This window comes from Erythrobacter sp. THAF29 (genome assembly GCF_009363635.1).
Classification (GTDB): domain Bacteria; phylum Pseudomonadota; class Alphaproteobacteria; order Sphingomonadales; family Sphingomonadaceae; genus Erythrobacter.
Genome location: NZ_CP045392.1, coordinates 2,465,863 through 2,487,992, shown reverse-complemented (window position 1 = coordinate 2,487,992; position 22,130 = coordinate 2,465,863). Strand labels below are relative to the sequence as shown.

The window sequence follows — 22,130 nt, the reverse complement described above, 5'->3', positions numbered from 1 at the left end:
AGCGATTATTGGAGCCGCGCGCCAGCGGCAAGGGCGTTTACGCTTTCGCCGGGCTCCCACCCGCCGCTTCTGCATGATTTTCCAGCCAGAACAGACGCGCGCACATGGCGAGAAGGCCGATGCTGGCGGTGCATGCTGCGAATAGTGCCCAGAGCGGCACATTCATCCCGACCTTGCGCGCACGCGGCGCAATGAAGAACAGCGCGACGATCACGCACATGACAAGATCCCACCACACCTGGATGCCAGTCAGGTTCACCGTGTGGTTCGTCCAGAACATCATCACGCCTTCCTGCGCGATCTGAATCGCTGTGTAGGCGCCGAACCCGCCGGCAAGCATGGCCGCGAGCGTCGCGTTGCCGCTTGTTGGCTTGGCAGCGAGGATATAGACGATCGCCAATGCTCCAACCACAAGCACGGCGACAAAGGTGAATTGCAGAATATCCATGGGAAGGTCCTTCCGACTCGAATGTAGCAGTTGCTACAACACTGGTAACTCAATGTAGCACTCGCTACAAGAGGCAAATGGCAAACGCATCCCTTTCGCGCGAAACGCTGCTCCCCAAGCTCGCCGCCCATGTTCTCGAACACGGCATGGAGGGCGCGAGCCTGCGCCCGCTGGCCAGAGCCGCCGGGACGAGCGATCGAATGCTCGTCTACCATTTCGGCAACAAGCAGACACTGGTCGCCGACCTGCTGGAATACGTCGCCGGTGTGTATTCTGCCGCGCTCGAAATGGCGATGGGAATCGAGCGTCCGAAAACGCGCAAGGAATGCTTCGATCGTATCCTTGCGCTCGGACAGCAACCGACAATGCAGAGTTTCCTCACATTATGGTGGGAGATCGTCGCCGGTGCAGCGCGCAGGGTCCCTGGCTATCGCGAGGCGGCGGACGCGATGATGACAAAGCAGCTCGCGTGGCTCGAAGGCCAGATGCCCGAAGACGATCCCGATCCTGCGGGCGGCGCGAGGCTGATTATGACGCTGCTCGAAGGAGCATTGATGCTCGATGTGGTGGGCCACGGTGAAACGGCACGGCAAGGACTGGTTGCGAGCGGGCTCTAGTCGCATTACGCGTCAGGGCCATGAAGAAGACCACCGGAATGGACCGCACGACAACGCGTCAATGGCGGCCCGCGACTAGGGCGGTGCGCGGCGGAACCTGGCGCAGCGAGCACGGCGAGACGAGCGAGGCGATGTTCCTCACCTCGGGCTACACCTATGACGATGCGCAAACGGTGGCCGACCGGTTTGCGGGCGATGCCAAGGGCATGACCTATTCGCGCCTCCAGAACCCGACGGTGGCAATGCTGGAAGAGCGCGTTGCATTACTCGAGGGTGCCGAGGCCTGCCGCGCCCAGGCGAGCGGCATGGCGGCGATGACCGCGGCGCTGCTATGCCAGCTATCTTCGGGCGATCACGTGGTCGCCGCGCGCGCCGCCTTCGGTTCGTGCCGCTGGCTGGTCGACCACCTGCTCCCGCGCTTCGGGATCGAGACCACGGTGATCGGCAGCGCGGTGGACGAGGAATGGGAAAAGGCGATCCGACCCAACACGCGAGTTTTCTTCTTCGAGACCCCGGCGAATCCGACGCTCGACGTGGTGGACCTCAAATATGTCTGCGATCTCGCCAAAGCGCATGGCATCACAACCGTGGTCGACAATGCCTTCGCCTCGCCAGCTTTGCAGCGCCCGATGGAGTTCGGTGCGGATGTCGTGGCCTATAGCGCGACCAAACTGATGGACGGGCAGGGCAGGGTGCTCGCGGGCGCGGTGTGCGGAACGCAGGAATGGATTGACGAGGTGCTGCTGCCGTTCCAGCGCAACACCGGCCCGAACCTCTCGCCGTTCAACGCATGGGTGGTGCACAAGGGGCTAGAGACCCTTTCGCTGCGCGCGCATCACCAGAGCCGCAGCGCCGTGGCGCTGGGTGAATTTCTTGAGCCGCGCATCGCGAAAGCGGGCGGCCATATGCGCCATCCGGGCCTGCCGAGCCACCCGCGCCACGAACTCGCGCTTGGCCAGATGGAGGCGACCGGCCCGATCTTCGCCTTCGATGTCGGCACGCGCGAGAGAGCCTTCGCGATCCTCGATGCGATGGAGCTGATCGACATTTCGAACAATATCGGCGACGCGCGGAGCCTGATGTGCCACCCGGCGAGCACCACCCACGCCAATATGGGCGAGGAAGCCCGCGGCGAAATGGGCGTCACCGAAGGACTGCTGCGCATCAATGTCGGCCTCGAGGATATCGAGGACCTGAAAGAAGACATGGACCGCGCGCTGAAGGCTGCGGGAATTTGAGAGCGATTACGCTGAAAGGAAGTGTGTGGTGAGGATGAAGGCAGCCCTAGCTTTGGCTTTACTCGCCACCTCCTGCGCCCATTCTCCGCCAGAAAATACTCCGCCACAGCGGGCACAGACAGGATATGTCTGCAAATCCCAGCAAGCCGGATCGTTTGGTCTGGTTGAAGTCACCATGCGGATACGAGACGGCGAGCAACCGAACGGATTCGTCAAATGGGATGCGGGCGATGGTAACTACCAAAATCCATGGATAACTGCGGCCTGGTATCTCAACCCCGATCAACGGTTTGAGCTGAAAAACGGTTACGCCAATGTGATGTGGCATATCTGGCAGATTGATGGAAAGGCGCGTGACGTCGACGATAAGCTGGCACTCGAATTTCGGGTTGACGGCAATGAACATCGCTTCGGCAATGCGCGCTTGAGCTCGCCGTACCAGCGATCTGGTGGTCCATTTCATATTAGTGTCGATTGGCTGCTTCTGTCCTCGCTCGCTAAGGGGGCAGACGAACTGTTCCTTGTCGCGCGCGACGAGGAAAACGCAGAGCTCCTTAGCGTGGCAGTTGATCCACAAATCTTCGCGCGTGCCCGACCGAAGGTAATCGAGGTGATGCGCGACATCGAAGGGAAAATTGCAGACCCGGAATCACACTGTGATCGCCATGACTTTTCGGAAGAAGACAATATTATTGTCGTCTGAACGTCGTGCAGCCGACAAAGGAGTTATTGCAAACGCGAAAAGCCGGGATGCCCATTGGGGAAGGCATCCCGGCTTCAAGCACATGGCTTCGGCGACGCGAAGCGCTTGGAACGACCGCTTTGCGGGGTACCACCCCCGGTCATGACCGGTCCGCTGCGGCGCGGGTGCCGGTCACGGTCAGCATAGTTGCGCAATCTTCCTAACCGCCCCTCACGAAACGCAGGTAATGGCCGATTAAGCACGATTGCCGGTCAAACGCCGGGTTGTGCATTGCAGCATAAACCCCTATCTGGCCGCTTCCTCTCCCGCAGGATTGTCCCTGCCGACGCTCGCCTGCCGGGCGCAAATTACGGAATTTATGCATGTTTCAGGACCGCTCGCTCGCGGCCTCAATCCGTCGTGATTTTGCCAAGGACTGGCTTGCACAGCCTCGCAAAGACATCCTTGCCGGGATCGTCGTTGCGCTCGCGCTGATCCCCGAAGCTATCGGGTTTGCACTGATCGCGGGTGTCGATCCGAGCGTGGGGCTCTACGCTTCGGTCGTGATCGCGATGGTGATTGCGTTCACCGGCGGGCGCCCGGGCATGATCTCGGCCGCGACCGCTGCGGTGGCCGTCGTTGTGATCCCGCTGGTGCGCGATTACGGGGTCGAATACCTGTTTGCAGCGACGATTCTGATGGGCATATTTCAGGGCATCGCGGCCGTGCTCAGGCTCGACCTGCTGATGCAATTCGTCAGCCGATCGGTCATCACCGGCTTCGTCAACGCGCTCGCGATCCTCATCTTCATGGCGCAGATCCCGCAGCTGACCGGCGTCGGAGTCGAAACCTATGTCATGGTCGCGGTCGGCCTTGCGATCATCTACCTGTTCCCGCGCGTGACCAAGGCGGTGCCGAGCCCGCTTGTCGCTATCGTTCTGCTGACCGCTGCGACCATGTACTGGGGCATCCCGGTCAACAACGTCGCAGGCGAGGGCGAGCTACCAGACGGCCTTCCGTTCTTTGCGATCCCCGACGTGCCGCTGACCTGGGAGACGTTCACGATCATAGCGCCCTATTCGCTGACGATGGCCGCCGTCGGCCTGCTCGAGAGCCTGCTCACGGCGCAAATCGTCGACGACATGACCCACACCGAAAGCGACAAACGCCGCGAATGCGCGGGGCAAGGCGTCGCCAATATCACCGCTGCGTTTTTCGGCGGGATGGGCGGCTGCGCCATGATCGGGCAGTCGGTCATCAACGTCGCTTCGGGCGGCCGAGGGCGGCTGTCGACCTTCACTGCGGGCGCGTTCCTGCTGTTTCTGCTTACCGTGCTAGGGCCGTATGTGGGCCAGGTGCCGATGCCCGCGCTCGTTGCCGTGATGATCATGGTCAGCATCGGGACGTTCAGCTGGAACTCGATCCCGAATCTCAAGCGCCATCCGTGGACTAGTTCGGTCGTGATGCTAGCCACGGTCGTCACCGTTGTGTGGACTCACGACCTTGCGCTTGGCGTACTTGTCGGCGTTCTCCTGTCGGGCATCTTCTTCGCGCAAAAGGTCAAGAACATGTTCACCGTCGAGCGCATTCGCCGGCCGCACAGCGCGGTCTATGTCGTGACCGGAGAAATCTTCTTTGCCAGCGTCGACAAGTTCGTTGAGCAGCTTGGGCCGGAAAGTCAGTACGAGGACGCCGCGCACAACGTCGTAATCGATGTCAGCCGCGCGCATTTCTGGGATATCTCCGCGATCGCGGCGCTGGAAAAAGTGATCGACCGGATGCGCCGCAATGGCCGCCATGTCCGCGTAGTGGGCCTGAATGCGGCGAGTGCCGACCTGTTCGACCGGTTCGCCCTGGAAGACAGGACCGGGATCGAACTCGGCCTCGCCCCGCACTAGTCTTTTTCCGCAGCGCCTCCGCGCGGCAATCTCCTCGCCCAAGCGCCCTGCGGGCGAGTGGCCAAACGGCCATCTCAGCTACGCTTCGATTCCGCTGCGGGCGCGCTTCCAGCGCTGCGCGCCAGCGTTCTTGAAATTGTGGCATGAAGGCGGAGCACGGTCGCGCACGCGACCGCAAGGCCGACCGCAGCGCGGAAGGCGCGAGGATTTCGCGTCGCGGATGCGATGCGGACAAGAAAGACTCCGCTTGTCAGGCCGGGTTTTGATGTGCAACCCATCTTTCGTCAAACGGGAGAGCATCACATGGCCAATCGCGTCGAGCTGGTTTTCGATTTCGTCAGTCCCAACGCCTACATGATCTGGTGGCCGCTGCGCGACCTCATCAAGCAATATGGCGCGGAGCTCGACGTGGTTCCGGTCTTTCTCGGCGGCATGCACAAGATCACCGGCAATGCCCCGCCGATGATCCGTGATGCCGATGTGAAGGGCAAGGTCGAATACTCGATGCTCGAAATCCGCCGCTTTATCGAGAAGCACCAGCTTACGAAGTACAAGCTTCACCCACAGTTCCCGTTCAACTCGATCACGTTGCAGCGCATGCTCTACGCCGCCGACCAGGATGGGCGAGGCGTCCAATTCGTCGAAGCGATGCTCCCGAAGATCTGGGAGGAGGGTATCGATGTGCTCAACCCCGAAAGCCTTGGCCAAGCGGTGGCAGACGCCGGTTTCGATGCGCAAGAGCTTTTCGCGCGAACGCAGACGGACGAGGTGAAGCAGGGCCTCGTCGCAAACACCGACCATGTGGTCGAGCGCGGCGCCTTCGGTATCCCGACGGTCTATGTCGGCAACAGGGGCGAACCAGAAGAAAGCTACGAAATGTTCTTCGGCAAGGAGCGGCTCGGCCAGATCGAGGAAGAATTGGCGAAGGGGTGAAGAAAGGCCCGGCCCCGATTTCCGCAAAGCGGGCGCACACTTTTCGGGGATACAGCGTGGATTAACCGCATTGGTGCTCTTGTAGGGGAATAGAGAATCGCTAACTTGAAGGTGTTATGAAAGAGCTGTTTCAACACGCTGCCGTAACCGACGGGGTCACCGTCCGGGTCGCTGTCAACTTCCTGCCGGAGCAATCCCATCCCGAGGCGGGCAAGTGGTTCTGGGTCTATCATATCCGCATCGAAAACGGCTCTCACGAGGCGCTCCAGCTTCGCACCCGTCACTGGCGTATCACCGACGCGCGCGGCATGGTGAACCATGTCGACGGCGAAGGTGTGGTGGGCGAACAGCCGCTGCTCCAGCCGGGTGAAAGCCACGATTATGTCAGCGGCTGCCCGCTGACGACGCCGCACGGCTCGATGGAGGGCTTCTACACTTTCCTGCGCGGCGATGGATCGCCGGTCGAAGTGCGCATCCCGTTCTTCCCGCTGGCAGCTCCCGAGACTGCCGAGGGGCGGTAGCAATCGAGAGCCGCAAAGGCTTTCTTTCAGCATTGCAATGTGACACCGGCTTGCGGTCGTCGTCGTGCGCGCTAAAGCGCTTCTCGCAATGAAGCGCACGCATCTCCCCCTGAACGCCCTGCGCGTATACGACGCGGCGGCGCGGCATCTCAGCTTTACCCGCGCGGCAGATGAGCTTGCGGTAACCCCGGCTGCTGTCGGGCAGCAGATCCGTGCGCTCGAAGATCACCTTGGAGTGGTGCTGTTCCGCAGAACTTCGAAGGGGCTGGAACTGACGCCGGAGGGCGCGGCGGGCCTTGATGCCTTGCGCGAAGGCTTCCTGCGGTTCGAGGAAAGCGTGCAGGCGATGCAGGCCGGGCAGGCCAGTGACCGCTACACCATCGCGGCCCCGCGTGAATTCTACGCCGAATGGCTCGCGCCCAGGCTTGCGGTCTTCCAGGCAGACACGCCGGGTGTCCTCTACACCTTCGTTGCCGACGAGAATGCCGATTTCACCGAGGCCAATCTCGATCTTGCAATCCGGCTGGTTGATGGACCTGAAGAGTTGGAAGGCGTCCAGCTCGCGCCTGCCGAACGTGTAACGGTCGCTGCACCCAGGCATCGCGACGCGTGGATCGATTGGCCGGGAGCCTCGCTTCCCGAAGGAGTGAAGCCGTGCATAAAGGCGGGAAGTGCAGGGCAGGCATTATCGAGCGCGCTTGCAGGTATGGGCCGCACCGTGCTGCCGATGCCGCTCGTTTCCGGTGCGATCGAGGAAGGGAAGCTGGAAGCGCACGGCGAACCTCAGGAAAGCAGACGCGCATATTGGTTGGTTGCTCCCACGCCGCAGTGGCGCTCGAAGAAGGTGAAAACGCTGGTCGCGTTCCTTACCGGTGACTGAGGTGCCCACCCTTACAACCGGGCGTTTCACCATGCGTCCGCTACAGCGCGGGGATGAGAAGGCGCTGTTCCCCACACTCTCTGACAAGCACCAGTGCCTGTACCTTTCAAGGCCCGCATTCGAAACCGAGGACGAACTTTGGGACTGGCTATCGGACCCCGACTGGCCGGGCAGGACGTGGATCGCGCAGGATGCAGAAGGGGTCGCTGCCCGGTTCGTCGCGGTCCCCGGACATGAGGAGGGCGTGATCGAAATTGGCTACATCACTTGTGCCCACCGACAGGGCGTGGGTGTGGCCCGTGAATGCACCAGTGCTCTCGTCGAGCATCTCTTTGCAGAAGGCGCACGCAAGCTCACCGCCGAGGTCGATATCGAGAATACTCCCTCGATAAGGTTGCTCGAACGGCTCGGCTTTACCCGAGAGGCTCATCTGCGCGAGCACGAAACGACCCATGCAGGATTGCGCGACGTTTACTGGTACGGGTTACTGGAAAGCGATCGGGTCGGACCGACCGGCTAGGCAGGTGGTTTAGCAGCCGAATCCCATGTCATTGCCCGCAGGGGAAACGCCGAACAGCGTATCGGCATCAAAGCCACAGCTCCCGCCAGTAAGGTTTCTGACGGATCCATAGCGCGTGAGCGTAGGCTTGCCGTACGGAAGCCGGGCTGCGTTTTTGACTTCTATGCTGTCTGACTTGCCCGACAATTCGTGAACTCCCCGTTAGCAGGGAAATCTTTATGTGGGTGTGGTTAAAGACACGTAAATGCCAGTTACCCTTGTCGTCGATCTGCGTGCCAGCCATCCAATCGGGATCGCGGAAATCCAATTTCGAAGGGCCGATCGATTGGTATTCCGGTGCGCAGGGCTCGCAAGCCATGGCACGGGGCACCCAATCATAAAAGATTGGTCCGACCCGCGGATCCTAACGAATTTTCGATGAATTGGAGGGGCTTAGCCAGAGATGCTCAAGGGCAATTGATGAAAACGCCACCATCACCCGGAGCGCCGACAAAGGAGTCAGCGAGAAAGGCGCAACTTCCCCCGGTCAGGTTCCGCACCGAACCGTAGAAGGTGAGCCTTGGGGCTACGTATTGATGGCGCGCGCAGTTCACCATCTGCTTCTCAGCCTTGATGTCCAAAACGAACTCCTCGATCCTCAATACAGTCTAAACCGTCATATTAATTAATGACCATACCAGCCACTTCGTGCGTCCGTCAACAAACCGCTCATTCTTCTCTGCGGAGATCGCGGTTTCAAAAGTGGGCTTGAATGCATCGGGAAGAGCAATTGGCGGATTTGTGCGCAAGTGCTCGCTCAATCCCCCGAAGGCTTTGTCGAAGGTGATCCCGAACTCCGCTTTTGTCTTCCTCTCGAGGATTGCCGGGGGGAGGTCGCCGCTCATTGCTATGCGGTGCGCGTACTTGCGGAACCCGGCTCGCAAACGGATCGCGTCGGTCGTTGCGGCAGAAAAGGCAATAATCTCACGCGAAAGCAATGGGCTGCGCCCTTCGATTCCGGCCAGGGATCGGAGGCGGGAGCTATGATCCAGCAATATCGAGTTTATCGGGTAATTCAGCAGCGTAGCCGCTTTCTCATTACCGGATGAGTTTGCAATCGCCTCCTCGCGCCGGAGAAGGCCTTCGTTTAATAGGCGACGCGCTTCTCCGGTCATCCACGGAAGCTGCTCAAGCTTGGAACTGACCCGGCGGCGTCTTCTCCGCTGCCCACTCAACAGCAATCGCCCAACCAGCGGTCTAACGCTGGATCGAACGGCAAACCGAGTGGCTCTGATCAAACCGAACTTTTTCACGTCTGCCGCCAGAGACCGACCGAATTGGCGCCAATCCAGCGCTTGCAAGCTTTCCAGATAATGGGGCGGGTTGCCACCGAGCCATTCGTCTCCGCCAAGTCCGTTGATCGCGACGCGCGCTCCGTCGCGTGCCATCGCGCTATAGAGGCCGAACATCATCGCCCCGTTCGGGAAATAGGCCATGTCCCTGTCGGCGCGCGCGCGACTGAGGAACCATTCGAGCCCCGGCATGAACAAAGGGTTCAAGTTGATTTCGCGACCTAGATGCTCTGCGAGCGCACGGATGTATTCGGTCTCGTCAGCCTTCGTGCCTTTGGGGCCGGCGAGCGCGTAGCCATGAATGTCATCGAGGCCAAGCCGGTCCGCAACCGCGAACAGCGCCGAAGAATCAAGCCCGCCACTAACCTCGAACCCGATCGGACCGATTGCGCGCGAAGACTGCCGCACGGCTTTGTCGAGTATCTCGCGATGATGTTCGATATAGTCTTCGTCGCGCCGGTAGCGGATGCTGAGCGGGGGCGGCAGGTGCCAGTGCTGCTCCTCGCGAACGCGTCCCTTCGAAAACGTCATCCAGTGCGCGGGCGGAACGCGCTTCATGCCGCGCCACAAGGTGCCGTCACGGGTGAACCATTCATGCGCGGCCATCTGCGCGAGGAATTCCTCGTCGAATTCCGGCTCGCCTTCGAGCGCCGCCAGCACGCCTGCAATGTCGGAGGCCATGACCAGCCGCCCGCCCGTCTCCTCGCCCGACCAGTGATAGAACAGCGGCCGCAGCCCCTGGTGGTCGCGCGCGGCGTAAAGCCTGCCCTCGCGCGCATCCCACAGCGCAAAGGCATATTCGCCGCCCATCCGCTCAGGCGCCGCCTCTCCCCATGTCTCGTAGGCGGCCAGCACCAGCTCGGCATCGGACGAGCTGCGCAGCACCGCCCCGCGCTCGAGAAGGTCGCGCCGCAGCTCCTCGTAATTCGCGATATAGCCGTCCATCGCCAGCACCAGCCGGCCATCGGCGCTCGCCAGGGGTTGCGGCGCATCGGCGGCGCCCGGCGTCGTATGCATCGCGCAGTGGCCGAGCGCGACCGAACCTTCGCGCCAGTGCCGCACCCCGTCCGGCCCGCGAGAGGGCATCGCCCCGGTGACGCGCGCGACCTCGCCCTCGCTGACCGGCTTTCCGGTGAAGTCGACGATGACCGCGATCCCGCTCATGCCTGCATGTCTAGCCGCGAAGGGGAGGGCGCGGGAAGCGGTGCGGGAGGTTCTTTCCCCCTAAACCAACATCTCTTCTTCGAGCACCTCGTCGCGGATCTGTTCGTAGATCGGGTGGCCGGGCACGATGTGCCTCTCGTCGACGCGGTGGTGGCTGCGATAGGCGAGGATGAAGGCGAGCAGCGAATTGGCGCGCTTGTTGGAGAGGCCTTCGTGGATGGCGCGCTCGATCGCGCAATCCTCCAGCCGCAGGACGCCCCACTGGAGAGCCTCCTCCCACGCCGCGTTGAAACCCTCGGCACCCGGGCGCTGGCGCAGCTTGTAGATGGCCTCCATGCTCTTGCCGATATGCTTGGCCGCGGCTTTGACGATCCCGGTGGCGGCGAGATGCGCGATGAATTCGCGCTGGAGATCGGGCGTGATGGAGTTGCGACGCGGCTGCTTGTGTGGAACCGGCTCGAAATCGAGCAGCGGATCGTCGAGTGAGGGCGGCTCGGCGGAGTAGGCAACGGCGGAGGTGGCCTGGCGGGCAATCTGCCGGTGGCAGGCGAGGGGGCTCTTGGACTGATCCTGATCGCGTGGAGCCGAGGGATCGCTCTGGGTGGGACGGTCCTCGGCTGATGCTTCAGACAAGGAATGGCGCTTATTGGTGAGCTTGGTCATGGCTCAACGGGAGTATGCAGATTTCAGGAGAGTAGGAAAATTATTCCGATCTCCACGGAAGTTTGTCCACCAGGCCATCTAGCCAGCCTCTCAACGGAGGTTTTATTCTTCTGTTGGATCTGTCCACCCAGCCGAGCAATTCAACATCAAGCGAATCTAAGAATGTGCCTACGGCTCGTTCTACGTTCTTGATCTCTGATGGTCTCTCGTTTCGAGTTGTATCGGCAAAATCGTCCAGAGTGATTGCATCACGCAGTGCAGCCATATTCATATCGAGGAAGATGCTATGTTCCCAAAGAACGAAGCTGCTGTTTCGTGATTGGCGCCAAATCAAGTTCGCTAGAACGCCAGTTCTTTGGAGCTGCCACCGCGTCTCTTGGATGGCTGCTTCGCGTCGCGCCTTTGATTTCGCGGTCCAACCTTTTGTTGCGGCCTCCCGCACCTCTTTAACGTTATCCACCAACGACCGATGTAGCTCGAAGACAGACTTGTCTTTCTCGCGTTTGCGCGTCAGGCGGTGAACCATGAAGGCCACCGCGACAGCTACCAATGCGCTGCTGAGGCTGGGAACGAAATCCAAGAAATCGCGCTCCCGTGTCGGGCTCGCGATTGTTATCTCTATGATCGAGTCTTCAGGCTGCGTCGGTGGACTCTGCGCTAGCTCGTTCAATGGAGTTTCGGATGGTAACGATGTAAGAGGGGTCAGTCTTACTGACAAATTGGAACCTCCGCCGGACTACGTCGCGCGCAAAGCCTTCTTTTCTAATGAGGCCGCCAAAAGCTTCGTCTAAGAACGAGGATCCTATCCCGGTCGTTCCGTCCAGAATTATTTTGATTCGGCCGTCGGTCCCTTTCAGAAGTTTGACCAAACGTCCGCGGAAGGTCTCCCCACTGTTGGGACCTTGCCAATGAAATCGGGGGCCGGGAAACCGGCTGAAATCTTCTGCTATCGAAAACATTTTTTCACTCATCGGTCATCTCCACCACGCCTTCGTGCCGGAATCTCCACTCGATGACAGTGCCTCCAAGGGGTTGGCTGGAATCAGAGCAAGTTTCTTTATCGTTGCCCATATAGTGATAACGACCGCGATTTGAAAGTATGCGAAGTTCACCATCGTCGCAAACATCGACGAAACTCTTCATATTCTGGAAACCTTGACCTCTGCCGGGGGTTCCTGTGCCCGAGCGAAAAATCTCAGTTGCTGCAGCGATAAGCTCACCATCGCTAGGTTTGCTGCTAAACTTGAAATTCGATACGTTCGCTATCGCCGCAACGATCTTTTCGTAAGTGTTCGGCTCGAGTGTCTTCGGTATCCCTACTCCTTGATCGAAGAAAACGATCGAAACCTCTTTCCTCTCCAAATTGACCCAACTGCTCATCCACCATCGATGTTGGCTCGATGTTTGGCCCTGAGAACCGGGGTGAGCATGGTCAAGAGTGTTTTGCATGGCCTCTTTTATCGCTACGACGAGCCGTTGTCGCGCCAGCTTATCCATTGGAATGAGCGCCTTTTCGACAATCGAGACAAATTGGTCAGCGAGTTGCGGGAAGACCCTGAACTCACTTATGAAGCGTAGAAAGATCGGCTTCCCAGGTTCTGCTTTTGGTTCTGGCTCGTCGTCGAAATCGAGGACATTCAGCACCGCGTAGAATCCCATTTCCCTCAGTGCATCGTAAACCGAACGCGAGCGCGGATAAGTACCCGTCACGAAACCGGGGCCGCGCTGCCCGCGAGCGCGATGGACTTCCGAAACCAATGCGAGGGCAGCGGCGGGTTCGACGTTTTCGACGTGAGCGAAATGAAGCATCACTTGGCGACGATCTTCAATTGCCTTCTCCCTCACTTTCATAATCGTTTCGGCGGTCTGCTCGTAGTTTTCGGCGAATGAGAATTCCGATGGCAGTACGATCTGTTCCCGTCTGCTATTCGGATCGAAGGGAATGTCTGCTCTCCGCGCGAAGGCGTGCCTTTCCGTCCGACCCAGACGTTTTGCTTTTCGGCGAACTTTCCGCCTCGCCTCATGCCGCTCGCGCTGCTTCCGAAGCAAATTTGACCTGCGGATGTATTCTTTACTGCGGAACTTCATAGACACCAACCAAGACGCTGTAGGAAAGCGCTTTTTTCTTAGAAATATCGAATCTTCTGCGATTGGACCTAAAGTTGCCAAGATCAAAGGGCTGCTCGACGCGTTTCCACATGAACAGTGAGCGGCCATCACACCCTTGACCCAAATCCAACACTCCCCTAAGTGGCGCGCCATCGGAGCGGGGCTCGGCTGAGTCCCCTTCAGACAATAGAGCTGAACATTGCCGGTCCTGTCCCGCAGGCTTTGCTCACAGAAGCAAGGCCTTTTCTATTGGGGCGAACCTCTGATCCAGAGGCGCGCTTGGTGGGGCATCCGTCAAAGTAACCCGGTGGCCAGTGTGGCGATTTGGGTGGAGTGTTTCAGCTTGTGATTGCGCCGCGCGTTGCGTCTGTTCGTACTTCGACAGGCTCAGCACGAACGGTTGCTCACAAGCATCACTCCGCGCAAGACGCTTCCAGTCGTCACCGACCACACGGTGAAGAGAAAGAAGTCTATGCCGACGATCAACCAGCTGGTCCGCAAGGGCCGCACTCCGCAGAAGGCCAAGTCCAAGGTCCCTGCGATGGAGCAGAACCCGCAGAAGCGCGGTGTCTGCACGCGCGTCTATACGACGACGCCGAAAAAGCCGAACTCCGCCCTTCGCAAGGTCGCCAAGGTACGTCTGACGAACCAGCGCGAAGTCATCTCCTACATCCCGGGCGAAGGCCACAACCTGCAGGAGCACTCCGTCGTGCTCATCCGCGGCGGCCGTGTGCGCGACCTTCCCGGCGTTCGCTACCACGTCCTTCGCGGCGTGCTCGATACGCAGGGTGTGAAGGACCGCAAGCAGTCCCGTTCAAAGTACGGCGCGAAGCGTCCGAAGTAATTGAGGCGCTGTGACGGGCCTCTTCCCCGCCCTTCCACCCATGAGGATAATTTCCGGGTGGAAGGGCGGGGGAGAGGGCCGGCACAGCAAGGACGCTCACGGAGGTGAGCGGCCACTCCGAAGGAGTTTAAAGATATGTCACGTCGTCGTCGTCCCGAGAAGCGGGAAATCCTGCCTGATCCCAAGTTCGGTGATCAGGTCCTGTCGAAGTTCATGAACAACCTGATGCTGGACGGTAAGAAGGCCGTTGCCGAGAAGATCGTCTATGGCGCGCTCGACACGGTCGAGGCCAAGGCCAAGACCGATCCGGTGCAGCTGTTTCACGAAGCGCTCAACAATGTGAAGCCGCAGGTCGAGGTTCGCAGCCGCCGTGTCGGCGGTGCGACCTACCAGGTGCCGGTCGAGGTCCGCCCCGAGCGTGCCCAGGCGCTTGCGATCCGCTGGCTGATCTCGGCTGCGCGCGGTCGTCCGGAAACCACCATGTCGGCGCGTCTCTCGGGCGAGCTCATGGATGCCGCGAACAATCGCGGGAACGCCGTGAAGAAGCGCGAGGATACGCACCGCATGGCGGACGCGAACCGCGCCTTCTCGCACTACCGCTGGTAAGGCCCAAGCAACTGATTGTGGACGTGCGGGAAGCCCCGTCTTTCCGCGGTCACAATCGTCACTATATGGGGGCCGACCCGCTACGCAGGCGGCCTCCGCAAGACGTTTAAGGAAACTGTTATGGCCCGCGATTATCCGCTGGAGCGCTATCGCAATATCGGCATCATGGCTCACATCGATGCTGGCAAGACCACCACGACCGAGCGTATCCTCTACTACACCGGAAAGTCCTACAAGATCGGCGAAGTGCACGATGGTGCCGCGACGATGGACTGGATGGAGCAGGAGCAGGAGCGTGGCATCACGATCACCTCGGCTGCGACCACGACCTTCTGGAACGCGGAAGATCCCACGATGGATCCGTTCTCGTCGCCCGAAGAGCTCCGCGCGAACACGCCCAAGCACCGCATCAACATCATCGACACCCCCGGCCACGTCGATTTCACCATCGAAGTCGAACGCTCGCTGCGCGTGCTCGACGGCGCCGTTGCGGTGTTCGATGGCGTGGCCGGCGTGGAGCCGCAGTCCGAAACCGTATGGCGCCAGGCCGACAAGTACAAAGTCCCCCGGATGTGCTTCATCAACAAGCTGGATCGCACCGGAGCGGACTTCTACTACTGCGTCCAGTCAATCATCGACCGTCTCGGTGCGACGCCGCTGGTGCTCTATCTCCCGATAGGCGCCGAAAGCGACCTCAAGGGTGTCGTGGACCTCGTGAACAATCGCGGCATCGTCTGGCAGGCCGAAGACCTTGGGGCGAAGTACGAGTTCGTCGAAATTCCCGACGACCTCAAGGACAAGGCTGCCGAATATCGCGAGAAGCTCATCGAGACTGCCGTCGAGCAAGATGACGATGTCATGATGGAATACCTCGAAGGCAACGAGCCCGACGCGGCGACGCTCAAGCGTCTCATCCGCAAGGGCACGATGGAGCGTGCGTTCGTTCCGGTGCTTTGCGGCAGCGCGTTCAAGAACAAGGGCGTCCAGCCCCTTCTCGACGCGGTGGTCGACTACATGCCGTCACCGCTCGACGTTCCGGCCATCGAAGGCGTCATTCCCGACACCGACGAAAAGGCAACGCGACCGTCTTCGGATGACGAGCCGTTCTCGGCGCTGGCGTTCAAGATTATGAACGATCCCTTCGTTGGCTCGCTGACCTTCACCCGCATCTATTCGGGCAAGCTCACCAAAGGCTCGGTCCTGAACTCGGTGAAGGACAAGAAGGAAAAGATCGGCCGCATGCTGCTGATGCACTCGAATAACCGCGAGGACATCGAAGAAGCATTTGCCGGCGACATTGTCGCGATTGCGGGTCTGAAGGAAACGACGACCGGCGATACCCTCTGCGATCCGTCGAACCCGATTATCCTCGAGCGGATGGAATTCCCCGATCCGGTTATCGAACTGTCGGTGGAGCCCAAGACCAAGGCCGACCAGGAAAAGATGGGCGTCGCGCTCAACCGCCTGGCTGCCGAGGATCCCTCGTTCCGCGTTTCGACCGATCACGAATCCGGTCAGACGATCATCAAAGGCATGGGCGAGCTTCACCTCGACATCCTCGTCGATCGCATGAAGCGCGAGTTCAAGGTCGAAGCGAATGTCGGTGCGCCGCAGGTGGCCTACCGCGAAGCACTCGCCCGCGAAGTCGAGGTTACCTACACCCACAAGAAGCAGTCGGGTGGTTCGGGCCAGTTCGGTGAGGCCAAGGTCGTCGTCACTCCGGGTGAGCGCGGTCAGGGCATCATCTTCATCGACGAGATCAAGGGCGGCAACATTCCGCGCGAATATATCCCGTCTGTCGAAAAGGGCATGCGCGAGCAGGCCGAAAGCGGCCACCTCGTCGGCTTCCCCATCATCGACTTCACGATCCGCCTGATCGACGGCAAGTACCACGATGTCGACTCGTCGACAGTGGCTTTCGAGATCACGGGTCGCGGTGCAATGCGTGAAGCCGCCCAGAAGGCCGGCATCAAGCTGCTCGAGCCGGTGATGAAGGTCGAGGTCGTGACGCCTGAGGATTACCTCGGCGACGTCATCGGTGACCTCAACAGCCGCCGTGGTCAGATCCAGGGTACCGACAGCCGCGGCAACGCGCAGGCGGTCGAGGCATTCGTGCCGCTGGCCAACATGTTTGGCTACGTCAATGAGTTGCGTTCGTTCACTCAGGGCCGTGCCCAGTACACGATGCAGTTCAGCCACTACGACGAAGTGCCGGCAAATGTCGCGCAGGAAGTCAAGGAGAAGCTTGCGTAAGCAGGCGACAAGGTCTAGGGGCGGCGCCTGATTCCACGGGTGCCGACCTTGCCCCCACAGGATTCAATTTCAACTCAGAGGTAATTTGAGAAATGGCGAAGGAAAAGTTTGAGCGTAATAAGCCGCACGTGAACGTCGGCACCATCGGTCACGTTGACCACGGCAAGACCACCCTGACCGCAGCGATCACCAAGGTCCTCGGTTCGGCTGTCGATTTTGCAAACATCGACAAGGCTCCCGAAGAGCGTGAGCGCGGCATCACCATCTCGACCGCACACGTCGAGTACGAAACCGACAATCGTCACTACGCACACGTCGATTGCCCGGGCCACGCTGACTACGTGAAGAACATGATCACCGGCGCAGCGCAGATGGACGGCGCTATCTTGGTTGTGAACGCTGCTGACGGCCCGATGCCGCAGACCCGCGAGCACATCCTCCTTGCCCGTCAGGTCGGCGTTCCCGCTCTGGTTGTTTACATGAACAAAGTCGACCAGGTCGACGACGAGGAAATCCTCGAGCTCGTCGAGCTGGAAATCCGTGAGCTGCTCAGCGAATACGGCTTCCCGGGTGACGACGTTCCGATCATCAAGGGCTCGGCTCTGGCCGCACTCGAAGGTCGCGATCCGGAAATCGGCGAAAACTCGATCAAGGAACTCATGGCTGCCGTCGATGAATACATCCCGCAGCCCGACCGTCCGGTCGATAAGGATTTCCTCATGCCGATCGAAGACGTGTTCTCGATCTCGGGCCGCGGTACGGTTGTGACCGGCCGCGTCGAAACCGGCGTTGTGAACGTAGGCGACGAAGTCGAAATCGTTGGGATCAAGGAAACCACCAAGACGACCGTCACCGGCGTCGAAATGTTCCGCAAGCTGCTTGACCGCGGTGAAGCCGGCGACAACATCGGTGCCCTCATTCGCGGCGTTGGCCGTGAGGAAGTCGAGCGTGGTCAGGTTCTCGCGAAGCCGGGTTCGGTTACCCCGCACACCGAGTTCAACGCAGAAGTCTACGTGCTGTCGAAAGACGAAGGTGGCCGTCACACGCCGTTCTTCGCCAACTACCGCCCGCAGTTCTACTTCCGCACCACCGACGTGACCGGCGAAGTGATCCTTCCCGAAGGCACCGAGATGGTCATGCCGGGCGACAACGTGACCATCGGCGTCAAGCTGATCGCACCGATCGCCATGGACGAAGGCCTGCGTTTCGCAATTCGCGAAGGCGGCCGTACCGTTGGCTCGGGCGTGGTTTCGAAGATCACGAAGTAAGCTGATCGCCTCTTCAGAGGCGGGTAAATTCGGGGCCCGGTTCACATGAGTGAGCCGGGCCCCAATTTATGTGAGGCGCATTCCGTTTTGTAGAGCGGCGCGCGCCTGGCACGGCTCGCGAAAATTCGTGCGTGAACGGGGTTGCCAGAATCCCACTCGCTCGATATACGCGCGCCAACTTCGGCGGAGATTCGTTTCCGTTGTAACGAAATTGGATTGGGCCGCCCGCAGACGGGATCTGAAGCGGGGCTGGCCTTTTGTTTTTGGGAGCGGGAAACCGTTCTTTGGCTCTTTCGCATCGGTAATTGGAAATGGAAGCACAGAATATCCGTATTCGCCTCAAGGCGTTCGACCACCGCGTTCTCGATCAGGCAACTGGTGAGATTGCAGATACAGCACGTCGTACCGGAGCTCTCATCCGTGGCCCCATTCCCATGCCGACGCGTATCGAGAAGTTCACCGTGAACCGAGGCCCGCACATCGACAAGAAGTCGCGCGAGCAGTTCGAGGTGCGCACTTACAAGCGGCTGCTCGACATCGTGCAGCCCAACGCCCAGACCGTCGACGCTTTGATGAAGCTCGATCTTGCCGCGGGCGTCAACGTCGAGATCAAGCTGGCTTAAGCGAGCGCTCGATCAGGTCCATCTGGAGGACCCTAAACGACCAGAAAATCTTGGGGCTCCAACGGCCCCGTCGATCTCGCCCTTGGATAGGGATTGATCGGCAAGACATTGGGATACCGCCGAGCATGCTCGGGCTGCGTCCCCCGTCTAGCCAAACTGCCAAAGCGGGCAGGGCGGCACTCAGCCCGGGCGGGGCGATGCATGACAATTTGGGCTGACACGCACCTGGGGATGGTCCCTTTGTGCCTCTGTTAGGAGTTTAGACGATGCGCACTGGCGTGATCGCAAAGAAGGTTGGGATGACCCGCCTCTTCCAGGAGGACGGTCGGCACGTGCCAGTTACCGTTCTGGCCCTGGAAGACTGCCAGGTTGTCTCGCACCGCACCGCCGACAAGGACGGCTATTTCGCAGTCCAGCTCGGTGCAGGCGAAGCAAAACAGAAGAACGTGGCGAAGCCGCAGCGTGAACATTTCGGCAAGGCCGGTGTCGGGCTGAAGAAGCGCGTCGCCGAATTCCGCGTCGAAAACGAAGAAGGCCTCGTGCCCGTCGGCTCGCTGATCAGCGCCGATCACTTCGTCGCCGGCCAGAAGGTCGACATCACCGGCCACACCCAGGGTAAGGGCTTTGCCGGCGCCATGAAGCGTTGGGGCTTCGGCGGTCTGCGCGCCACCCACGGCGTTTCGATCTCGCACCGCTCGCACGGTTCGACGGGTAACCGTCAGGATCCGGGCCGCGTGTTCAAGGGCAAGAAGATGGCCGGTCACATGGGTGACCGCCAGCGCACCCAGATGAACCTCGAAGTGGTTCGCACCGACGCCGACCGCGGCCTCATCTTCGTCAAGGGCTCGGTTCCGGGCTCGAAGAATGGCTGGCTGCTGGTCCGCGACGCGATCAAGCTCCCGCTTCCCGAAGACCTCCCGTTCCCGGGCGCAGTCGTAGAGGCCGCAAAGCCTCAGGACGAAGCTGCTAACGAAGCCGAGGCTCCGAAGGTGGAAGAAACCATCGAAACCCCGTCGCAGGGTGAGGAAGCGGCTGCCGAGGACAATGCGCCCGCAGCTGAAGCTCCCGCTGCCGACGAGAAGAAGGAAGACTAAGCCATGAAGGTGAAGGTCCAGAAAATCGACGGGAAGGCGTCGGGCGACATCGAGCTCAACGATGCCGTGTTCGGTGTTGAGCCGCGTGCCGACATCCTGCACCGAGTTGTCACATGGCAGCTCGAAAACCGCCGCGGCACCGCACGCCCGACGCGCGAGCGTTCGGATGTTGCCCGCACCGGTAAGAAGTTCGGCGCCCAGAAGGGTTCGGGCGGCGCTCGCCACGGCGATCGCGGCGCTCCGATCTTTATTGGCGGCGGCAAGGCGCACGGCGCGCGCAAGCGTGACTTCAACCAGTCGCTGAACAAGAAGGTTCGCGCACTCGGCCTGAAGATGGCGCTCTCGAGCAAGGCGAAAGACGGCCTCGTTGTCGTCGACAGCCTCGAGCTCAAGGATGCCAAGACGAAGGTGCTCAAGGGTCATTTCGACAAGGCTGGCCTCAATGGCAAGGTGCTCTTCATCGACGGCGACGCCGTGAATGACGGGTTCAAGAAGGCCGCTGGCAACCTCGTGGGTGTCAACGTCCTCCCCGCCGCAGGCGCCAACGTCTACGACATTCTCAACCACGACACGCTTGTCCTCACCAAGGACGCGGTCGAAAAGCTGGAGGCGCGCTTCAATGGCTAAAAAGCAGGAAGTTGATGCCCGTCACTACGACGTGATCCTGGCCCCGCACATCACCGAAAAGTCGACCATGGCTTCGGAGAATAATGCGGTGGTCTTCAAGGTGGCGAATGATGCAACCAAGCCGCAGATCAAGGAAGCGGTCGAGGCGATCTACGACAAGAAGGTCGTCAAGGTGAACACCATTCTCACCAAGGGCAAGACGAAGCGCTGGCGGGGCAAGCCCTATAAGCGTTCGGATTTCAAAAAGGCTGTCGTGACGCTCGCCGAAGGCGAGATGATCGACATCACCAGCGGTATCTGAGGCGGACCTGGATCATGGCACTCAAGAACTACAAACCGACGAGCCCCGCACGCCGCGGCCTCATCCTCGTCGACAAGTCGGGCCTTCACAAAGGCGGTCCGGTGAAGTCGCTCACGGAAGGCAAGCGCAAGACCGGTGGCCGGAACAACAAGGGTCACGTGACCTCGCGCGGTATCGCGGGCGGTCACAAGCAGAAGTACCGCTTCATCGACTTCAAGCGTCGCAAATGGGATGTTCCCGCGACGGTCGAACGGATCGAATACGACCCCAACCGCACCGCGTTCATCGCTCTCATCAAGTATGAGGACGGCGAATTCGCCTACATCATCTGTCCGCAGCGTCTCGCTGTCGGCGACTCGGTGGTTGCAGGCGAAAAGGTCGACACGAAGCCGGGCAATGCCATGCTTCTGGGTCAGATGCCGGTCGGCACGATCTGCCACAATGTCGAGATGAAGCCGGGCAAGGGTGGCCAGATCGCCCGTTCGGCAGGCGCTTATGTCCAGATCGTCGGTCGTGACCGCGGCATGGTCATCGTTCGCCTCAATTCGGGCGAGCAGCGTTACCTGCGCGCCGATTGCATGGGTACGGTTGGCGCGGTGTCGAACCCTGACAACCAGAACCAGAATTTCGGCAAGGCAGGTCGCACCCGCTGGAAGGGCCGTCGTCCGCTCACTCGCGGTGTTGCCAAGAACCCGGTCGATCACCCGCACGGCGGTGGTGAAGGCCGCACCAGCGGTGGTCGTCACCCGGTCACTCCGTGGGGCAAGCCGACCAAGGGCGCCCGCACCCGCAAGAACAAGCAGACGGACAAGATGATCATCCGTTCGCGTCACGCGAAGAAGAAAAGGTAAGACACGATGGCACGTTCCGTTTGGAAAGGTCCGTTTGTGGAACTCAGCCTTCTCAAGAAGGCCGAGGACGCGCAGGAAGCCGGAAACTCGAAGCCGATCAAGACCTGGTCGCGCCGTTCGACGATCCTCCCGCAGTTCGTTGGGCTCACGTTCAACGTCTACAACGGTCAGAAATTCATCCCCGTTTCGGTTTCGGAAGAAATGGTTGGCCACAAGCTTGGTGAATTTGCGCCCACACGCAACTTCCCGGGCCACGCTGCCGACAAGAAGGGCAAGCGCTGATGAGTAAGGCAAAAGCACCCCGCCGCGTTGCGGACAATGAGGCGCTGGCCGTCGGCACCACGATCCGTGGTTCGGCGCAGAAGCTCAACCTCGTTGCCGAACTGATCCGCGGCAAGAAGGCCGAAGAGGCCATGAACATCCTCGCTTTCTCGAAGAAGGCGATGGCGAAGGACGCCAGCAAGGTGCTCGCAAGCGCGATCGCCAATGCCGAAAACAACCACAACCTGGACGTCGATGCGCTCGTCGTGGCGGAAGCCTCGGTCGGCAAGTCGATCACCATGAAGCGGTTCCACACGCGCGGTCGCGGTAAGTCGACCCGTATCCTGAAGCCGTTCAGCCGGCTCCGGATCGTGGTTCGCGAAGACGAGGAAGCGTAA

The 22,130-nt window shown here is 60.3% G+C and carries 26 protein-coding genes; 19 read left to right on the top strand and 7 right to left on the bottom strand.

The window, feature by feature from the left end; genetic code table 11:
* Positions 1-37 precede the first annotated feature (37 nt).
* Positions 38-448, bottom strand: coding sequence for a hypothetical protein (locus tag FIU90_RS12070; RefSeq protein ID WP_152434994.1), 411 nt, complete (start codon positions 446-448; stop codon positions 38-40).
* Positions 449-525: 77 nt separating this feature from the next.
* On the opposite strand from FIU90_RS12070, the gene FIU90_RS12065 reads away from it, so the two are divergent.
* The 8 genes from FIU90_RS12065 to FIU90_RS12030 all read left to right on the top strand — a co-directional run bounded on the left by FIU90_RS12065 (position 526) and on the right by FIU90_RS12030 (position 7,737).
* Positions 526-1,065, top strand: a complete 540-nt coding sequence (locus FIU90_RS12065; RefSeq protein ID WP_152434993.1) for a TetR/AcrR family transcriptional regulator — start codon at positions 526-528, stop codon at positions 1,063-1,065.
* 20 nt (positions 1,066-1,085) lie between these two features.
* On the top strand, positions 1,086-2,303 hold the full coding sequence (locus FIU90_RS12060) for a PLP-dependent aspartate aminotransferase family protein (protein ID WP_152434992.1): 1,218 nt from the start codon (positions 1,086-1,088) through the stop codon (positions 2,301-2,303).
* A gap of 28 nt (positions 2,304-2,331) precedes the next feature.
* A complete protein-coding gene (locus FIU90_RS12055) occupies positions 2,332-3,006 on the top strand; it encodes a hypothetical protein (RefSeq protein ID WP_152434991.1) in 675 nt (224 codons plus the stop codon).
* Positions 3,007-3,368: 362 nt separating this feature from the next.
* Positions 3,369-4,883, top strand: a complete 1,515-nt coding sequence (locus FIU90_RS12050; protein ID WP_152434990.1) for a SulP family inorganic anion transporter — start codon at positions 3,369-3,371, stop codon at positions 4,881-4,883.
* A 303-nt stretch (positions 4,884-5,186) separates the two neighbouring features.
* Entirely contained in the window at positions 5,187-5,816 is a 630-nt protein-coding gene (locus tag FIU90_RS12045; protein WP_152434989.1) for a 2-hydroxychromene-2-carboxylate isomerase, read from the top strand.
* 116 nt (positions 5,817-5,932) lie between these two features.
* The gene (apaG, locus tag FIU90_RS12040) at positions 5,933-6,337 is read left to right on the top strand and encodes a Co2+/Mg2+ efflux protein ApaG (RefSeq protein ID WP_152434988.1); all 405 of its coding nucleotides are present in this window, start codon (positions 5,933-5,935) and stop codon (positions 6,335-6,337) included.
* An 88-nt stretch (positions 6,338-6,425) separates the two neighbouring features.
* Positions 6,426-7,217, top strand: a complete 792-nt coding sequence (locus FIU90_RS12035) for a LysR family transcriptional regulator (protein WP_152434987.1) — start codon at positions 6,426-6,428, stop codon at positions 7,215-7,217.
* Between the two features lie 31 nt (positions 7,218-7,248).
* On the top strand, positions 7,249-7,737 hold the full coding sequence (locus FIU90_RS12030; RefSeq protein WP_152435830.1) for a GNAT family N-acetyltransferase: 489 nt from the start codon (positions 7,249-7,251) through the stop codon (positions 7,735-7,737).
* A 9-nt stretch (positions 7,738-7,746) separates the two neighbouring features.
* Here FIU90_RS12030 and FIU90_RS15875 read toward each other — a convergent pair whose 3' ends face one another.
* From FIU90_RS15875 to FIU90_RS12000, 6 genes are all read right to left on the bottom strand, one after another.
* Positions 7,747-7,923 (bottom strand): lasso RiPP family leader peptide-containing protein, encoded by a 177-nt coding sequence (locus tag FIU90_RS15875; protein ID WP_152434986.1) that lies wholly within the window; start codon positions 7,921-7,923, stop codon positions 7,747-7,749.
* Positions 7,924-8,384: 461 nt separating this feature from the next.
* Positions 8,385-10,232 carry an asparagine synthetase B gene (locus tag FIU90_RS12020; RefSeq protein ID WP_152434985.1) on the bottom strand — a complete coding sequence of 616 codons (1,848 nt, stop codon included), beginning with the start codon at positions 10,230-10,232 and terminating at the stop codon, positions 8,385-8,387.
* A 60-nt stretch (positions 10,233-10,292) separates the two neighbouring features.
* Complete coding sequence (locus FIU90_RS12015) at positions 10,293-10,865, bottom strand: hypothetical protein (protein ID WP_152434984.1); 573 nt, start codon at positions 10,863-10,865, stop codon at positions 10,293-10,295.
* A gap of 70 nt (positions 10,866-10,935) precedes the next feature.
* On the bottom strand, positions 10,936-11,475 hold the full coding sequence (locus FIU90_RS12010) for a hypothetical protein (protein WP_152434983.1): 540 nt from the start codon (positions 11,473-11,475) through the stop codon (positions 10,936-10,938).
* Positions 11,476-11,527: 52 nt separating this feature from the next.
* Entirely contained in the window at positions 11,528-11,854 is a 327-nt protein-coding gene (locus FIU90_RS15870; protein WP_370515207.1) for an STAS-like domain-containing protein, read from the bottom strand.
* A gap of 4 nt (positions 11,855-11,858) precedes the next feature.
* A complete protein-coding gene (locus FIU90_RS12000) occupies positions 11,859-12,983 on the bottom strand; it encodes an ATP-binding protein (RefSeq protein WP_370515206.1) in 1,125 nt (374 codons plus the stop codon).
* Positions 12,984-13,476: 493 nt separating this feature from the next.
* Here FIU90_RS12000 and rpsL point away from each other — a divergent pair, with 493 nt between their 5' ends.
* The 11 genes from rpsL (at position 13,477) to rplV (ending at position 22,130) form a co-directional block, all read left to right on the top strand.
* Positions 13,477-13,848: a 30S ribosomal protein S12 gene (gene rpsL / locus FIU90_RS11995; protein ID WP_007164630.1), complete on the top strand. Its 372-nt coding sequence runs from the start codon at positions 13,477-13,479 to the stop codon at positions 13,846-13,848.
* Between the two features lie 135 nt (positions 13,849-13,983).
* Positions 13,984-14,454, top strand: a complete 471-nt coding sequence (rpsG, locus tag FIU90_RS11990; protein ID WP_152434980.1) for a 30S ribosomal protein S7 — start codon at positions 13,984-13,986, stop codon at positions 14,452-14,454.
* 120 nt (positions 14,455-14,574) lie between these two features.
* On the top strand, positions 14,575-16,707 hold the full coding sequence (gene fusA / locus FIU90_RS11985) for an elongation factor G (RefSeq protein ID WP_152434979.1): 2,133 nt from the start codon (positions 14,575-14,577) through the stop codon (positions 16,705-16,707).
* A 92-nt stretch (positions 16,708-16,799) separates the two neighbouring features.
* Positions 16,800-17,975, top strand: coding sequence for an elongation factor Tu (gene tuf, locus FIU90_RS11980; protein WP_152434978.1), 1,176 nt, complete (start codon positions 16,800-16,802; stop codon positions 17,973-17,975).
* 311 nt (positions 17,976-18,286) lie between these two features.
* Positions 18,287-18,598, top strand: a complete 312-nt coding sequence (gene rpsJ / locus FIU90_RS11975; protein ID WP_006831877.1) for a 30S ribosomal protein S10 — start codon at positions 18,287-18,289, stop codon at positions 18,596-18,598.
* 266 nt (positions 18,599-18,864) lie between these two features.
* On the top strand, positions 18,865-19,692 hold the full coding sequence (gene rplC, locus FIU90_RS11970) for a 50S ribosomal protein L3 (RefSeq protein ID WP_152434977.1): 828 nt from the start codon (positions 18,865-18,867) through the stop codon (positions 19,690-19,692).
* A 3-nt stretch (positions 19,693-19,695) separates the two neighbouring features.
* Positions 19,696-20,319: a 50S ribosomal protein L4 gene (gene rplD, locus FIU90_RS11965; protein WP_152434976.1), complete on the top strand. Its 624-nt coding sequence runs from the start codon at positions 19,696-19,698 to the stop codon at positions 20,317-20,319.
* Entirely contained in the window at positions 20,312-20,620 is a 309-nt protein-coding gene (locus FIU90_RS11960) for a 50S ribosomal protein L23 (RefSeq protein WP_152434975.1), read from the top strand. The genes rplD and FIU90_RS11960 overlap by 8 nt, the downstream gene beginning before the upstream one ends.
* Before the next feature lie 14 nt (positions 20,621-20,634).
* On the top strand, positions 20,635-21,471 hold the full coding sequence (gene rplB / locus FIU90_RS11955; RefSeq protein ID WP_152434974.1) for a 50S ribosomal protein L2: 837 nt from the start codon (positions 20,635-20,637) through the stop codon (positions 21,469-21,471).
* Positions 21,472-21,477: 6 nt separating this feature from the next.
* Positions 21,478-21,753: a 30S ribosomal protein S19 gene (rpsS, locus tag FIU90_RS11950; RefSeq protein WP_152434973.1), complete on the top strand. Its 276-nt coding sequence runs from the start codon at positions 21,478-21,480 to the stop codon at positions 21,751-21,753.
* Positions 21,753-22,130, top strand: a complete 378-nt coding sequence (gene rplV / locus FIU90_RS11945; RefSeq protein ID WP_152434972.1) for a 50S ribosomal protein L22 — start codon at positions 21,753-21,755, stop codon at positions 22,128-22,130. The genes rpsS and rplV overlap by 1 nt, the downstream gene beginning before the upstream one ends.

Coding starts and splice junctions, on each gene's coding strand:
- FIU90_RS12000 (WP_370515206.1), bottom strand. CDS start 12,983: ATGAAGTTCCGCAGTAAAGAATACATCCGCAGGTCAAATTTGCTTCGG.
- FIU90_RS12065 (WP_152434993.1), top strand. CDS start 526: ATGGCAAACGCATCCCTTTCGCGCGAAACGCTGCTCCCCAAGCTCGCC.
- rpsG (WP_152434980.1), top strand. CDS start 13,984: ATGTCACGTCGTCGTCGTCCCGAGAAGCGGGAAATCCTGCCTGATCCC.
- FIU90_RS12035 (WP_152434987.1), top strand. CDS start 6,426: ATGAAGCGCACGCATCTCCCCCTGAACGCCCTGCGCGTATACGACGCG.
- rplD (WP_152434976.1), top strand. CDS start 19,696: ATGAAGGTGAAGGTCCAGAAAATCGACGGGAAGGCGTCGGGCGACATC.
- rpsS (WP_152434973.1), top strand. CDS start 21,478: ATGGCACGTTCCGTTTGGAAAGGTCCGTTTGTGGAACTCAGCCTTCTC.
- rplV (WP_152434972.1), top strand. CDS start 21,753: ATGAGTAAGGCAAAAGCACCCCGCCGCGTTGCGGACAATGAGGCGCTG.
- FIU90_RS12030 (WP_152435830.1), top strand. CDS start 7,249: ATGCGTCCGCTACAGCGCGGGGATGAGAAGGCGCTGTTCCCCACACTC.
- rplB (WP_152434974.1), top strand. CDS start 20,635: ATGGCACTCAAGAACTACAAACCGACGAGCCCCGCACGCCGCGGCCTC.
- rplC (WP_152434977.1), top strand. CDS start 18,865: ATGCGCACTGGCGTGATCGCAAAGAAGGTTGGGATGACCCGCCTCTTC.
- FIU90_RS12060 (WP_152434992.1), top strand. CDS start 1,086: ATGAAGAAGACCACCGGAATGGACCGCACGACAACGCGTCAATGGCGG.
- FIU90_RS12070 (WP_152434994.1), bottom strand. CDS start 448: ATGGATATTCTGCAATTCACCTTTGTCGCCGTGCTTGTGGTTGGAGCA.
- FIU90_RS12045 (WP_152434989.1), top strand. CDS start 5,187: ATGGCCAATCGCGTCGAGCTGGTTTTCGATTTCGTCAGTCCCAACGCC.
- FIU90_RS15870 (WP_370515207.1), bottom strand. CDS start 11,854: ATGTTTTCGATAGCAGAAGATTTCAGCCGGTTTCCCGGCCCCCGATTT.
- apaG (WP_152434988.1), top strand. CDS start 5,933: ATGAAAGAGCTGTTTCAACACGCTGCCGTAACCGACGGGGTCACCGTC.
- tuf (WP_152434978.1), top strand. CDS start 16,800: ATGGCGAAGGAAAAGTTTGAGCGTAATAAGCCGCACGTGAACGTCGGC.
- rpsJ (WP_006831877.1), top strand. CDS start 18,287: ATGGAAGCACAGAATATCCGTATTCGCCTCAAGGCGTTCGACCACCGC.
- rpsL (WP_007164630.1), top strand. CDS start 13,477: ATGCCGACGATCAACCAGCTGGTCCGCAAGGGCCGCACTCCGCAGAAG.
- FIU90_RS12020 (WP_152434985.1), bottom strand. CDS start 10,232: ATGAGCGGGATCGCGGTCATCGTCGACTTCACCGGAAAGCCGGTCAGC.
- fusA (WP_152434979.1), top strand. CDS start 14,575: ATGGCCCGCGATTATCCGCTGGAGCGCTATCGCAATATCGGCATCATG.
- FIU90_RS12050 (WP_152434990.1), top strand. CDS start 3,369: ATGTTTCAGGACCGCTCGCTCGCGGCCTCAATCCGTCGTGATTTTGCC.
- FIU90_RS11960 (WP_152434975.1), top strand. CDS start 20,312: ATGGCTAAAAAGCAGGAAGTTGATGCCCGTCACTACGACGTGATCCTG.